Raw genomic sequence first — 13559 nt, forward strand, 5'->3', positions numbered from 1 at the left:
GACACCGGCCGCCGCGCCTGGGTGTCCCCCGTTCGCGGTAACGTGGCGGGCGATGAACGCCACGCCCGCTGTCTCCGTGATCATGCCGGTCCTCAACGAGGAGCGGCATCTGCGCAACGCCGTCCGCCACATCCTCGAGCAGGAGTACGACGGAGAGATGGAGGTGGTGATCGCGCTCGGACCGTCCACGGACCGCACCGACGAGATCGCCGCCGAGCTCGTACGGGAGGACCCGAGGGTCCGCACCGTGCCGAATCCGACGGGCCGCACCCCGGCCGCCCTGAACGCCGCCATCAAGGCGTCCCGCCACCCGGTCGTGGTGCGTGTCGACGGCCACGGGATGCTGTCGCCGAACTACATCGCGACCGCGGTCCGCCTGCTGGCGGAGACCGGCGCGCAGAACGTCGGCGGCATCATGCACGCCGAGGGCGAGAACGCCTGGGAGGACGCCGTCGCCGCCGCGATGACCTCGAAGGTCGGCGTCGGCAACGCCGCCTTCCACACGGGCGGCAAGGCGGGCCCCGCGGAGACGGTGTACCTGGGCGTCTTCCGGCGCGAGGCGCTGGAGCAGCAGGGCGGCTACAACGAGGAGTTCATCCGCGCCCAGGACTGGGAGCTGAACTTCCGCATCCGCGAGGCCGGCGGCCTGATCTGGTTCTCCCCGGAGCTGCGGGTCCAGTACCGTCCCCGGCCGTCCGTGCGGGCGCTGGCCAAGCAGTACAAGGACTACGGGCGCTGGCGCCATGTCGTGGCCCGCTACCACCAGGGCTCGATCAATCTGCGCTACCTGGCGCCGCCGACGGCGCTCTGCGCGATCGCCGCGGGCGTCGTGGCGGGTGCCGCGCTGACGCCGTGGGCGTTCGTCGTCCCCGCCGGGTATCTCGCGGCGATCACCGCGGGCTCCGTCCCCGCCGGCAAGGGCCTGTCCCTGAAGGCACGGCTCCAGATCCCGGTGGCGCTGGCCACGATGCACATGTGCTGGGGCTACGGCTTCCTGACGAGCCCGCGCTCGCTGGCGAAGAAGGTCATCGCGAGCCGGCGGCCCTCCGTCCGGACCGCTGCCTGAGCACGGCCCACCAGCACGAGGACAGCGCCGGTCCGCCCCCGTGAAGGGGCGGACCGGCGCTGTCGTACAGGCGCGGTGGTGCCGGGTCAGATCCGGTACGGCGCGTAGATGTCCATGCAGGCGCCCTTGTCGTCGCCCATGACCGTCTCCGTGTTCTTCGGCGGCCCTCCGGCCGGCTCCGGCTTCGGGAACGTGTCCCCGGTCCGCCAGTCGGCGCCGACGATCAGCGTCACTCCGGACACCTCGGACGACTTGCGCACCGCGCTCGCCGGGATGCCGAGGGCCGTGGCGACGGCGTGCGCGTCGCCGTCGAGGTCGACGCTCGGGAACAGGACCTGTGTGCGGCTCTCCGCCTCCGGGGTCGTGTCCGTCCTGGCGCCCGTGAAGCCCTGGCCGGTGAGCACTTCGGCGACCGCGGCCGCTCTGCGGGGAGTGGGGTCCTGGTTCACGCCCGTGCCGTTGCGGACCATGATCCCGATCTCGGCGGGGTCGGCGGCCGGATCCTTCGGAGCGGCAGACGGCTTGGGCTTCGACGTCGGCGCCTTGCCGTCCACCGGAGTGTCCTCGCGCAGCATCTGCCACAGACGGTCCGCCTCACCCGGCGCCGGCAGCACATGCGCCTTCGGGTTGTCCGGGTCGGGTATGCGCGGCATGGTCAGCATCGCGATCCGGCTGGTGGGCACGTCCTTGAGGGTCATCCCGAGGTCGAACAGCTTCTTGACCGTGCCGATCTCCTCCGAGACCTGGAGCGACTTGGTCGCGGTCTCCGCGAGGTCCATGAGCCGGCCGGTGTCGGTGAAGGCGTTCTGGTCCTTCAGATTGCGGATCACCGAATTCATGTACATGTGCTGCGCCTTGGAGCGTCCGAAGTCGCTCTCGAAGGCATGGCGGGTACGCAGCCACTGGAGCGCCTGCTCGCCCTTGATCGGCCAGGTGCCGGCCTCGAGCCGCAGACCGGAGCCGCCGGGCACGTTCGGTTTGGGGCCGTCGTACACACCGTGCTTCACGCAGACCTCGGCGCCACCGATCGCGTCGGCCATCGCCACCACGCCCGCGAAGTCCACCATCATCCAGTGGTCGATGTAGACGCCGGTGAGCTCCTGCCAGGTGGCGAGGGTGCAGCCGGGACCGCCGCGGCCCAGCGTCGCGTTGATGAGGTCACGCGTCGCCGGGAACTCGTCCCCGGTCTTGGGGTCGGTGCACTTCGGGATGTCGACCTTGGTGTCGCGCGGGATGGAGACGACCGAGGCGTTCTTGCGGTCGGCGGACACGTGCAACAGCATCTGCACGTCGGCGAGGGGCTTGGCGCCCACACTCTTCCTGGAGCCGCCGAGCTTGAGGTTGGCCGCCGTGTTCCGGCTGTCGGAGCCGATGAGAAGGACGTTCAGCGGGGTCTGGCCGGCCGCGTTCGGGGCACTCTTCCGCACGTCCGAGTCGGCCGAACTGCGTTCCCCCTTACGGATGTTGCTGTTCAGGTGCTCGTAGTACAGATATCCGGCCCCCGCCGTGCCGAGCACCACCACCGCCACCGTGATCGCGACGCCGCGCAGTATCCGGCGTTTGCCGCGTTTCGCGCGACGCCGGGGACCGCCGCGCCGGTGCCCGCCGCCGCTGCCTTCTGCCGGCGCGGCCTGCGGGCTCCGTTCGTCGTCGAGGGCCGTACGGCTGCCGGGGACACCGGTCCCCTCGCCGTACAGCCCTTCGTCCCAGCCGAGATCGCCGGGTTCCGCCACGTGCTCCCGGGTCCCCTCCCCACGCACGCTGTTTCTTCCCACCCCTGGGTCCCCCCTGGTTTCAGGCTCGTTTCACGAGCCGTTCCTCCGGCCTCATCCGGCACAGACCTTCTTGTCGGCTTCGACCTTCTGGATGTCGTCCGGCACCTTCGCCGGACCGGTGATGGGCACCCCTGCGCCCTTGAAATCGGGACCGAGGGTCAGCGTCATCGCTGTGAGACCCTCCGCGTCCTGTGTGCCCGGCTTCAACGCCGCGGCAGGAAGGCCCATCAGGTCCGCGAGTGCGCGGGCCTGGTCGGCCTGGTTCGGTGCGTACTCGAGGGTCGTCCTGGTCACGTCCGCCGGGGCGTTGCCCTTGTTGGCGGACTTCAGGACGCCCTCGGTGTTCTGGAGCCAGTCGAGGGTCTTCTGCGCGGCTCCCGTCGGCCCGCCGCCGTTGAAGACATCGACGCGGACGTCGGACGCCTTCGCCCTGGTGCCCTCGAGAAGAGCGTTCTGCTTGTCCTTGGCCTGCTGCTTCTTCTGCTCGACCTCGGTGAGGGAGACGTCCTCGCGGACCATCGCGAACAGCGATTCCGCCTTGCTCTCGTCGAGCACGACCGTGGCCTTGACCGTCTCCGCCGGGTTGTCCCGCACGGGCACGGTCGCGAAGGTCAGGTTCTTCATGTCGAACTTGCCGAGCTCCAGACCGAGGTCACGGAGCTTCATGATGTCGTTTATCTGGGAATCCACGGTCAGCGCCTTGGTGCCCGCCTCCGCCAGCTTCACCAGCTTCGTCGGGCTGGTGAGCGTGTCGTTGGACTTCAGCTTGCGCATCAGCGCGCTCAGGAACTGCTGTTGCAGCTTGATGCGGTCGAGGTCGCCGCCGAAGCCCACCGCGTGCCGGGTACGGACGAACGCCAGGGCCTCCTCGCCCTCGATCTCGTGCTCACCCGCGGGCAGGTCGAGCTTGGAGTCGGGGTCCTTTATGTCCTTGGCGAGGCAGATCGGTACACCGCCGACCGCCGAGGTCAGCGTCTTGACCGCGTTGAAGTCGGCCACCATGAAGTGGTCGGGCTTGATGCCGGTGAGCTCGGTGACCGTACGCATGGTGCAGCTGGGTGTACGGCCCGATTGGCCGAGGCTCACATTGAAGCGGGTGTTCGGCGACCCCGGGATGGTCTTGGTCGACCCGTCATCCTGGGTGGTCGGACAGTCCGGGATGTCCGTGATCAGGTCACGCGGGATGCTCAGCGCCGTCGCGTTGGTGCGGTCCTTGGACACGTGGAGCAGCACCGTCGTGTCGGCGTGGCCGGCGCTGTTCCTGTCGCCGTAGCCCTCGTTGCCGTCGCCGGTGCGCTTGTCCGTGCCGATGACCAGGATGTTGATCGCCCGGTCCTTGCTGAAGCCACCGGTGCCGGCGCCGTCGTCGGGGACCGAGGTGATGTTGGAGTTCAGGTGCTCGTAGTAGAGGTATCCGGCGGTCGCCGTGCCCACCATCACCAGCGCGAGCGTGCCGCCCGTCCACAGCAGCGCCTTCTTCTTGCGCGACTTGCCCTGCTTGCGCTTGCGCCGGCCGGTCTGCGCCTGTGCCGCCCGGCCGGCGGACGCGTCACCCGTGCGACGCCGACGCTGTTCGGGGACCTCGGTGCCCTGGGCGGTCGTACCGCGCCGGGCACCATTTCCGGCCGCCGTGTTCCGTGGGGCGGCACCGCGGCTGCCGGCCGCGCCGGCTCTTGTGCTGCGCCCGGAGCCTCTGGTGGAGGGGATCGACTGCGGTGCGGATTGATCCAGTCGCAGTTCGTAGTTGCCGGTCTGCGGGTTGAGTACCCACTGGTCGGCGGGGTCGATCTCGTCCGCCCGCCCACGGCTTTGCGCATCCACGGTTGCTTGAGTCCTCCGTCGGGTGCCACGCGACGCGCCTCCCCCGGCAGGCGCTCGGTCCTTCGATCCAGCAGTGCGCGACACAGGGTCGGAAGCACCGGATCGCGTCACACTATCCGTCCAGTTCGGCGTCGAGCGACGTCCGTGACAAATTCCACGCCCCTTACAACTGGGCAATTCGCCCAATCTGTCAGCACTCTCTGCTTCCGTTTGGCCATTGCTTTACTCACACATCCCTTCGGCGGCATTGGTGCCGGGAAATGTCGGTGTCGCACTGGGGGTGCTGGTTCCGCCGGTGTCCGGTTCTCCGGTGGTCCCCTCGCCCTCCCGTTCGCCGTTCGGTACGACAGTGACCGGATCGTCCTCGCGCAGACTCTCGAAGAGCTGGTCCGCGTCCGGCTGCACGAGCTCGTCCCGGTTGGGATTCGCGGCGTGCGGCTGCCGGGGAACAGTGAGGAATTGGACCTTTTCCGTCGGAATGCTCCGAAGTGAGCGGGTCAGGTCGTAAAGGTCCTTCAATGAGTCGAGACCCGGATCGGTGGTGATGGACTTCGTCGCCGCGTCGAGCACCGGATAGAGCCTCGTCGGATTGAGCAGTACGCCGTTGCTCTGCACCTTCTTGACCAGCGCGCCCAGGAACTGCTGCTGCCGCTCCATGCGTTCGGTGTCGCTGCCGTTGCCCAACGTCTTGCGCGCCCGGACGAACCCGAGTGCCTCCTCGCCGTGCAGCGTCTGCGGCCCGGCCGGCAGCTTGAGCCGCGCGTCCTTGTCGTCGATCGGCTCCTTCAGGCACACCTCGACGCCGTCCACGGCGTCCACCATGTCCTTGAAGCCGCGGAAGTCGATCACCATGTGGTGGTCGATGCGGACCCCGGTGAACTTCTCGACGGTACGGATCGTGCAGGCCGCCCCGCCGAACTGGAAGGCCCAGTTGAACTGTGCGGTCTGCTCCTTGGAGCGGCTGCCGTCCGGCTTCCCGCAGCTCGGGACGGTGACCAGCAGGTCGCGCGGGATCGACATCGCCGTCGCGCTCTTACGGTCGGCCGCGATGTGCAGCAGGATCGTGGTGTCGGAGCGCTGGCTGCCGCCGTTCTCGTCCCGGCCGTACTTGCTGTTGCCCTCGCCGGCCCTGGTGTCCGAGCCGAGCAGCAGGATGTTCTGCGCGTCGACGGCGACGGGCGTGGGGCGTTCCTTCTCGTACGTCTCCAGTTCGGCGGCGGCCGTCGTGTCCGTGGTGATGTTGGAGTCGAGCTTGCGGTAGAACCACCAGCCGGCGCCCGCGGCGGCGAGCACGACGAGCGAGGTGCCGAGCGCGGCCCAGCGCATCCAGTGCCGTGGCGGCCTTCCTCCTGCCTGACCGTCGCCGCCGTCGCCGCCGTGACCGTCGCCGCTGCCCTCGCCGCTGTCCCCGCCGTGACCGTCCCCGCCGTTGTCGTCGCCCGGTCCGCCTCCGCCCGAGGGGGCCGAGCCGCCGGCACGGGCGCTGTCGACCGGCACGTCCTTTCCGCCCGGCGCCCCGGGGGCGGCGCCGTCGGGCTCGGCGTCGGTCCCGGCCGAGGGACCGGACGTGTTTCCGGCCTGGCCGTCGGCCTTCGGGTCTGCGGTGCCCTCGGCCTCGTCGTCGGCCGTCGATGCTGCTGCGTTCCCCGACTGCGTGGCGGGGGTGGAGTCCGCCGGGCTCTCGGCGTTCCTGCCGGTGGCCGCGTTCCCGGTCTTGTCGTCGGCCGTCGAACCCGCCGTGTTCTCGGCGCGTGCGTCAGCGGCGTGGCCACCGCTCGCGGCGGGGGTGTCGCCCGCTCTCCCGGAGTCGGCCGGGCCGCCGGGCGTGGCGGAGTCGTCCGCGACCGCGGATCCCGCCTTCTCGTCCGCGCCGGCGGACCCCGCGGGGTCCGCCGACGTGCCGGCCTTGTCCGTCACGTGTGCGTCCATCCTTCATGGCGTCGGCGGCACGCTGGGCCGCCGATCGCTGGTCTAGACGGCTGAACCCGGCGCTTGGTTGTGCGTTGAAGCACGCTTGTCGCCGATCATCCACCGGGCGCCGCCGCCGGACGGGGAGGGCTCGGCCCGAGTGTGCGCCACACGAGTGGACGCCCCATGCTTGTCATACCGCCGTGACGGTGACCCGCTCGCTCTCGAGGCGCTTCGCCAGCGAGTCCTGCGACAACTCGCCGAGATTCCGGCACAGAACGACGGAAGCCCCGGCCGCCAGGGGCGCGTACAGCCCCGCGGACAGACCCTCCCAGGAGTCGTACGACATCCCGGACAGCAGCCGCGAGCCCGGCGTGAGACCCAGCCGCGCCGCGTCCTCCCGCGCCCGCCCGACCAGTTCGGCACCGGTCAGTTCCAGCTCCCCGACGGTCAGCGCCGGCGCGTCCGGATCCACCGGCGCGTAGGGGGCGAACCTGTCGCCCTGGCCCGGTACCTCCACCGCGTAGTCGGCGTAACCGGCCGGCGGGGTGGGGAAGCGGCGTCCCATCGGTGCGAGGGACAGCGCGATCCGCTCACCGCCGCAGGCGAGCCCGTCGTCGAACCGGCCCGGCCCCGCCACGACATGGTCCGCGCGCGCCGCGTCGCCGCCGACGTCCGCGATCACACCCACGGACGAGCAGGCCAGCAGCCAGACAGCGCTCTGCCAGTGCGCCGGCAGCAGCAGCGCGAGCCGGTCGCCCGGCTCCGCGGAGAGGTCGCCCTGGAGCAGATTCGCCGTCTTCGCCACCCAATTGGCGAAGGTGGCGACGGACAATTCGACCCGCTCACCGGTGGCATCGTCGTAAAAAGTGACCAAGGGGCGCGCGGGGTCCGCGGCGAGCGCGGATCGCAGCAGGTCGGCGGGGGTGCGGTCGCTGGCGTTCATCCGCGCAAGCGTACGCCGCCGCCGGGCGCGGGGGCGGCCGCTCGGGTGACGGTGTCCTCCGGTCGGACCGAAGGGCCCCGGTCCGCCGGGGGTTTGCCGCCGAGCGTGGCGCGCCGCACCGGCCCAGGATCCTTGCCATGCGTGGATACCTGGCTTCTTCCGTCGGAGTGGCGTGCGCGACCGCGCTCGTCGTTCCGCTCTCGCTCGCTTCCGGCGCGCTCGCCGCGCCCCTGCCGGCCGCCGCGGTCCCACAAGCACCGGACGTGCCCGGCTCGACCCAGTCCCTGCCACTGAAGGCCATAGGCCAAACCCCCTCGAACCGTTCCGCCGGCGCCCCGGAACTCGGCCTTCCCGAGCAGGACGTCGATCCGTTCTCGCTCGTCGGCGTGGTCTGGGAGGACGCGTTCACCGAACTCCACGGCACCGTCGAGGTACGCACCCGGGCGGCCGGGTCCGGTGTCTGGTCCGACTGGCAGCAGGTCGAGACGCACAACTCGGAACACGCGGCCGACCCCGGTACCGCCGAGAGCGAGTCGCGCTCTGTGCGCGGCTCCACGGCCCCGCTGTGGGTCGGCGCATCGGACGGCGTGGAGGTACGCGTACGGGCCGAGGACGGCACATCGAGCGGACTGCCCGAGGGAATGCGCCTCGAACTCGTCGACCCCGGCGAGGATCCGGCCGCCGCGGCCCCCGACACGGACAGGGCCCCCGACACGGACACCGCCCCCGAACCCGGCACCGACCAGGTCGCGGCAGGCCCCGACACGGAGCCCACCGTCGGCCGTTCCCCGGTCGGCGGCCTCGTGATCCCGGCCCTCAACCAGGCCGACACCGAGGCCGAGGCGGCCGCGGCGGGTGACCTGCTCGAGGGCGACCTCGCGGCCGGCGCCAAGCCGTACATCGGCCCGCGTCCGAGCATCGTCACCCGCAAGGGGTGGGGCGCCGACGAGTCGTGGCGGGAGAAGGCGTTCGTCTACACGGGCTCGGTGAAGGCCGCGTTCGTCCACCACAGCGCCACCGGCAACAGCTACACCTGCAAGGAGGCCCCCTCCGTTATCCGCAGTATCTACCGCTACCACGTCAAGAGCAGCGGCTGGCGCGACATCGGCTACAACTTCGCCGTCGACAAGTGCGGAAACATCTACGAAGGCCGGGCAGGAGGCGTGGCCAAGCCGGTGCTCGGCGCGCACACCCTGGGTTTCAACACGAACAGCACGGGCATCGCCGTGCTCGGCACGTACAGTTCCTCCAATCCGCCGCAGGCCGCGGTGACCGCCGTGGCCAAGCTGACCGCGTGGAAGCTCGGCCTGCACGGGATCGACCCCGCGGGCAAGGTGACGCTCACCTCGGCCGGCAGCGGGAAATACGCGAAGGGCGTCAAGGTCCAGCTCAACGCCATCTCCGGACACCGCGACGGCTACGTCACGGACTGCCCCGGAGGCCTTCTCTACAGCCAACTCGGAACCGCCAGAACGGCTTCGGCCAAGCTTCAGGGCCGCTGACGGACGACGGGGCCGGGACACGGCGGACGCAACTCGGGCCGCCGTGGACGCAACTCATAAACTGGCCGGTCAAACCCGTGACCGAGCCCGGCCCCAGCAGGAAGCAGAGAACGCATTGAACCTGGCCCCAGAAGCGATCCTCCTGGTCGGAGGCAAGGGAACCCGGCTGCGTCCGCTCACCGTCCGCACCCCGAAGCCGATGGTGCCGGCGGCGGGAGTGCCGTTCCTCACCCATCAGCTGGCGCGGGCGCGGGCGGCGGGCGTCGAGCACATCGTGCTCGCCACCTCGTACCTGGCCGAGGTCTTCGAGCCGTACTTCGGCGACGGCTCCGCGCTGGGGCTGCACCTCGAATACGTGACGGAGGAGGAGCCCCTCGGCACCGGCGGGGCCATCCGCAACGTCGCCTCCCGGCTGCGGTCGGGTCCCGACGACCCGGTCCTCGTCTTCAACGGGGACATCCTCACGGGACTCGACATCGAGGCCCTCGTCGGCACCCACCGCACGTCCGGGGCCGACGTCTCCCTGCACCTCACCCGGGTCGAGGACCCGCGCGCCTTCGGTCTGGTGCCGACGGACGGGACCGGGCGCGTCACGGCCTTCCTGGAGAAGCCCCAGACGCCCGAGGAGATCGTCACCGACCAGATCAACGCGGGGGCCTACGTCTTCCGGCGTTCCGTCATCGACTCCGTCCCGGCGGGCAGGCCCGTCTCCGTCGAGCGCGAGACCTTCCCGGAGCTGCTGAGCGCCGGAGCCCACCTCCAGGGCATGGTCGACTCCACGTACTGGCTGGACCTCGGCACGCCGCACGCCTTCGTACGCGGCTCCGCCGATCTGGTCCTGGGCCGTGCTCCCTCTCCCGCCGTGCCGGGCAGACGCGGTGACCAGCTGGTGCTGCCGTCCGCGCGCGTCGCGCCGGGCGCCAAGCTGACCGGCGGCACCGTGGTCTGCGAGGGCGCGACCGTCGGCGAGGGCGCCCGGATCGACGGCAGCACGGTCCTGGCCGGCGCCGTCGTGGAAGCGGGCGCCGTGATCTGCGACTCACTCGTCGGCGCGGGCGCGCGCATCGGGGCGCGCACGGTGCTGTCCGGCGTGGTCGTCGGGGACGGCGCTGTCGTGGGTGAGGACAACGAGCTCAGGGACGGTGCGCGGGTGTGGTGCGACGCGGTGCTCCCGGCGGGCGCGGTCCGCTTCTCCTCCGACCAGTAGCCTGGCCGCATGGCAGGGCGCTTCCGACCGGACACGAGCCGCGCCACCGTGCGCGGTGGCGCGAGCGGCGTACCCGCGGCGATACCGCGACAGGTCCCTGCCGCGCCCGCCGCCGCCCGCACGCGGCGATGGACCCCGCCGTGGCCGCTGGATCTCGGACTTGTCCTCGGCCCGTTGCGCAGGGGCCCCGCCGATCCCACCTTCCGTACGACGCCGGACGGCTCTGCCTGGCGGACCAGCCGCACCCCGGCCGGGCCCGGGACGCTGCACGTCGCGATGCGGGCGGGCACCGTCGAGGCCGAGGCATGGGGGCCGGGCGCGGAGTGGCTGCTCGACCGGCTTCCCGAACTGCTCGGGGCGGCCGACGAGCCGGAGGCCTTCACCCCGCGGCACCGGCTGGTCGCCGCCGCGCAGCACCGGCGGCCGGGACTGCGGCTGCTGCGCACGGGACTCGTCATGGAGTCCCTGATCCCCTCGATCCTGGAACAGAAGATCACCACCGACGAGGCCTACCGGGCCTGGCGGCTGCTGGTCCGCAAGTACGGCGAACCGGCGCCGGGCCCGGACCAGGGCCTGTACGTCATGCCGGAGCCGCGCACCTGGGCGCTCGTCCCGTCGTGGGAATGGCACCGGGCGGGCGTCGACAACAAGCGCGCGTCGACGATCCTGCGCGCGGTGCGGGTCGCCCGCCGGATGGAGGAAGCGGCGGCGATGGAGCCCGAAAAGGCCATGGCCAGGCTGGAGTTGATTCCCGGTATCGGCCCGTGGACCTCGGCTGAGGTGATCCAGCGCAGCAACGGCGCCCCCGACGCCGTCACGGTCGGCGATCTGCACCTGCCGCGGATCGTCGGCTACTCCCTGGCCGGTGAACGCAACACGGACGACGCGGCGATGCTGGAGCTGCTCGCCCCGTACGAGGGCCAGCGCCACCGCGCGGCCCGCCTGATCCTGCTTGCGGGCCGCGTCCCGCCGCGCCGCGAACCGAAGATGCGCAGGGTCGACATCGCCGCGTGGTGACCGGCGGAACGCCGTGTCCTGAGCCGCCGGCGGGTTCCTAGCGGACCTCGATGAACGCGGAGGCCTCCCGCGCCGGACGTGCCTTGGGCGGGGCGGCGGCGTGGCCGATCGCCACGGCGCCCATCGGGTCCCATGTCGCCGGCAGCGACAGCACCTCCCGCACCACGTCGCGGCAGAACATCGTCGAGGAGACCCAAGCCGATCCCAGCCGCTCAGCCGCGAGCGCCACCAGGAAGTTCTGCACGCCCGCGCCCGCCGCGACGACGAACATCTCGCGTTCGGCCGCGTCCCGGCGCTCGTCGCCGTACGTGTGGGCCCCGTCCGCCACCAGGCACGGCACCGCCAGGTACGGGGCCTTGCGCAGGACGTCCCCGCGCCGGACCCGCTTGGCGACGGACTCCTCGGATTTCCCGTCGCGGCGCAGGTCCGCGATCCAGGCGTCGCGCATGGCGTCCAGCAGGCGGCGGCGGGAGCCGGCCGACTCGAGCAGGACGAAGCGCCACGGCGTCGTGTGATGGGGGGCGGGCGCCGTCACCGCGGCCGCGACCGCGCGCCGCACCGCGCCGCCGTCCACCGGCTCGTCGGTGAACTCGCGGACCGTGCGGCGCTGTGTCACCGCCTCCCGTACAGCCTCCGAGGTGCCCAGCCGGAACATGTCGTCGGCGGCGATCCGGACGAGTGCTCTCGCGTCCTCGCCGGCCTCGCCCACGATGTGCGGCAGGCCGCGGACGACGGCTACCGGCAGCCCCTCGGCCTTGCCCTTCACCAGGTCGCCCGCGGCGGCGAGTTCGTCGGCGGTGGCCACGACAGTGGCGCTGAGGGGATTGCCGTGGGCGTCGGTGCCGCCGCGCAGATCATCCAGGACCCGCACGCCCGCCGCGCCGATCGCGATGTCGGTCAGCCCGGTCCGCCAGGGCCGGCCGGAGGTGTCGGTGACGATGACGCCGAGGTCGACGCCGAGCTCGTCGCGCAGCCCCTCGCGGATCGCGCGGGCGGAGGCGTCCGGGTCCTCGGGCAGCAACAGCACTGTGCCCGCAGGGGTGTTGGACGCGTCGACGCCTGCCGCGGCCATCACCAGGCCCTGCCGGTTCTCGACGATGCGCAGGGCGCCGCGCCGGGCGACCACCCGAACCGTCTCCGCGTCGATCGCCGCCTCGCGGTCCGCCGCTTCGACGATCCGCCCCTCCGCCTTGCTGACGATCTTGGAGGTGACGAGCAGTACGTCTCCGTCGGCCAGTCCCGGCGAGGTGGCCGCGATCAGCTTGGCAAGGTTGTCGCCGGGCCGGACCTCGCCGAGGCCGGGCAGCGCCCAGACCCGGTACGACGCCGGGGTCACGCCTGTACCTCCTCGGCCAGCGCCAGGGCCGCCCTGGCCATGTCGGCGGCCGCGTCCACGTCGGTCATCATCAGCGGTACCGCCCGGCAGCGGATGCCCGCCGCCTCGACGGCGGCGACCGCCGGCTCGTCGACCGTGTCGACGAGCCAGCCGTCGAGCAGCCCGGAGCCGTAGTGCTGTGCGACCGCCGCCGCCGTCGCCTCCACGCCCACCGCGGCGAGGACCTTGTCGGCCATGCCGCGCACGGGCGCGTCCCCGACGATGGGGGAGAGGCCGACGACCGGTACGCCCGCTTCCGCGATGGCCTCACGGATGCCGGGCACGGCGAGGATCGTGCCGACGCTGACGACCGGATTCGACGGCGGGAAGAGGATCACGTCCGCGGAGGCGATGGCCTCCAGCACTCCGGGAGCGGGCTTGGCCTGCTCGGCGCCGACCGGGACGACCGCCTCCGCGGCCACGGACGCCCGCAGCCGAACCCAGTACTCCTGGAAGTGGATGACCTTGCGTTCGCCGTCGAGTGTCACGGCGACATGAGTCTCCACCCGGTCGTCGGACATCGGCAGCAGCCGTACGCCCGGGTCCCACCGGTCGCAGAGCGCCTCGGTGACGGCGCTGAGCGGATAGCCGGCGCTCAGCATCTGCGTACGGACGATGTGGGTGGCGAAGTCGCGGTCCCCGAGACCGAACCACTCGGGGCCGACCCCGTACGCCGCGAGTTCGCTCTTGACCTGGAAGGTCTCGTCCTCGCGGCCCCAGCCCTGCTCCTCGTTGATGCCACCGCCGAGGGTGTACATCACGGTGTCGAGGTCGGGGCAGACCTTCAGGCCGAACAGATGGATGTCGTCACCGGTGTTGCCGATCACCGTGACGTCAGCTTCGGGCGCGGCCTGCTTGAGACCGCGAAGGAAACGGGCGCCGCCGATGCCGCCGGCCAGAACCACAATGCGCATGCCGACATCCTCGCAGGTGCCGGCGGGG

At 71.6% G+C, this 13559-nt stretch carries 10 protein-coding genes; 4 read left to right on the forward strand and 6 right to left on the reverse strand.

What is annotated here, in order from left to right; all coding sequences use genetic code 11:
- Nucleotides 1-52: 52 nt before the first annotated feature.
- Nucleotides 53-1066, forward strand: coding sequence for a glycosyltransferase family 2 protein (locus tag ACTMTU_RS32725; RefSeq protein ID WP_441267054.1), 1014 nt, complete (start codon nucleotides 53-55; stop codon nucleotides 1064-1066).
- Between the two features lie 86 nt (nucleotides 1067-1152).
- On the opposite strand, the gene ACTMTU_RS32730 is transcribed toward ACTMTU_RS32725, so the two are convergent.
- The 4 genes from ACTMTU_RS32730 to ACTMTU_RS32745 form a co-directional block, all read right to left on the reverse strand.
- Complete coding sequence (locus ACTMTU_RS32730) at nucleotides 1153-2799, reverse strand: LCP family protein (RefSeq protein ID WP_441267055.1); 1647 nt, start codon at nucleotides 2797-2799, stop codon at nucleotides 1153-1155.
- Nucleotides 2800-2892: 93 nt separating this feature from the next.
- Nucleotides 2893-4662, reverse strand: a complete 1770-nt coding sequence (locus ACTMTU_RS32735) for an LCP family protein (RefSeq protein ID WP_441267056.1) — start codon at nucleotides 4660-4662, stop codon at nucleotides 2893-2895.
- Between the two features lie 222 nt (nucleotides 4663-4884).
- On the reverse strand, nucleotides 4885-6579 hold the full coding sequence (locus ACTMTU_RS32740) for an LCP family glycopolymer transferase (protein ID WP_441267057.1): 1695 nt from the start codon (nucleotides 6577-6579) through the stop codon (nucleotides 4885-4887).
- A gap of 184 nt (nucleotides 6580-6763) precedes the next feature.
- Nucleotides 6764-7516, reverse strand: a complete 753-nt coding sequence (locus tag ACTMTU_RS32745) for a TIGR03089 family protein (protein ID WP_441267058.1) — start codon at nucleotides 7514-7516, stop codon at nucleotides 6764-6766.
- Between the two features lie 137 nt (nucleotides 7517-7653).
- Here ACTMTU_RS32745 and ACTMTU_RS32750 point away from each other — a divergent pair, with 137 nt between their 5' ends.
- From ACTMTU_RS32750 to ACTMTU_RS32760, 3 genes are all read left to right on the forward strand, one after another.
- Nucleotides 7654-9018: a peptidoglycan recognition protein family protein gene (locus tag ACTMTU_RS32750; RefSeq protein WP_441267059.1), complete on the forward strand. Its 1365-nt coding sequence runs from the start codon at nucleotides 7654-7656 to the stop codon at nucleotides 9016-9018.
- Nucleotides 9019-9133: 115 nt separating this feature from the next.
- Entirely contained in the window at nucleotides 9134-10225 is a 1092-nt protein-coding gene (locus ACTMTU_RS32755; protein WP_441267060.1) for a sugar phosphate nucleotidyltransferase, read from the forward strand.
- Between the two features lie 9 nt (nucleotides 10226-10234).
- Nucleotides 10235-11242 carry a DNA-3-methyladenine glycosylase family protein gene (locus ACTMTU_RS32760; protein ID WP_441267061.1) on the forward strand — a complete coding sequence of 336 codons (1008 nt, stop codon included), beginning with the start codon at nucleotides 10235-10237 and terminating at the stop codon, nucleotides 11240-11242.
- A gap of 37 nt (nucleotides 11243-11279) precedes the next feature.
- Here ACTMTU_RS32760 and ACTMTU_RS32765 read toward each other — a convergent pair whose 3' ends face one another.
- Nucleotides 11280-12578: a coenzyme F420-0:L-glutamate ligase gene (locus tag ACTMTU_RS32765; protein WP_441267062.1), complete on the reverse strand. Its 1299-nt coding sequence runs from the start codon at nucleotides 12576-12578 to the stop codon at nucleotides 11280-11282.
- Entirely contained in the window at nucleotides 12575-13531 is a 957-nt protein-coding gene (gene cofD / locus ACTMTU_RS32770; protein ID WP_441267063.1) for a 2-phospho-L-lactate transferase, read from the reverse strand. Before cofD ends, ACTMTU_RS32765 begins: the two co-directional genes overlap by 4 nt.
- Between the last annotated feature and the right edge of the window lie 28 nt (nucleotides 13532-13559).

The sequence above is a fragment of the Streptomyces sp. OZ13 genome (assembly GCF_052068155.1).
Classification (GTDB): domain Bacteria; phylum Actinomycetota; class Actinomycetes; order Streptomycetales; family Streptomycetaceae; genus Streptomyces.

Excerpts from the sequence above, each read along its gene's own strand:
- ACTMTU_RS32725 (WP_441267054.1), top strand. The coding sequence starts at position 53 with ATGAACGCCACGCCCGCTGTCTCCGTGATCATGCCGGTCCTCAACGAG.
- ACTMTU_RS32745 (WP_441267058.1), bottom strand. The coding sequence starts at position 7,516 with ATGAACGCCAGCGACCGCACCCCCGCCGACCTGCTGCGATCCGCGCTC.
- cofD (WP_441267063.1), bottom strand. The coding sequence starts at position 13,531 with ATGCGCATTGTGGTTCTGGCCGGCGGCATCGGCGGCGCCCGTTTCCTT.
- ACTMTU_RS32760 (WP_441267061.1), top strand. The coding sequence starts at position 10,235 with ATGGCAGGGCGCTTCCGACCGGACACGAGCCGCGCCACCGTGCGCGGT.
- ACTMTU_RS32750 (WP_441267059.1), top strand. The coding sequence starts at position 7,654 with ATGCGTGGATACCTGGCTTCTTCCGTCGGAGTGGCGTGCGCGACCGCG.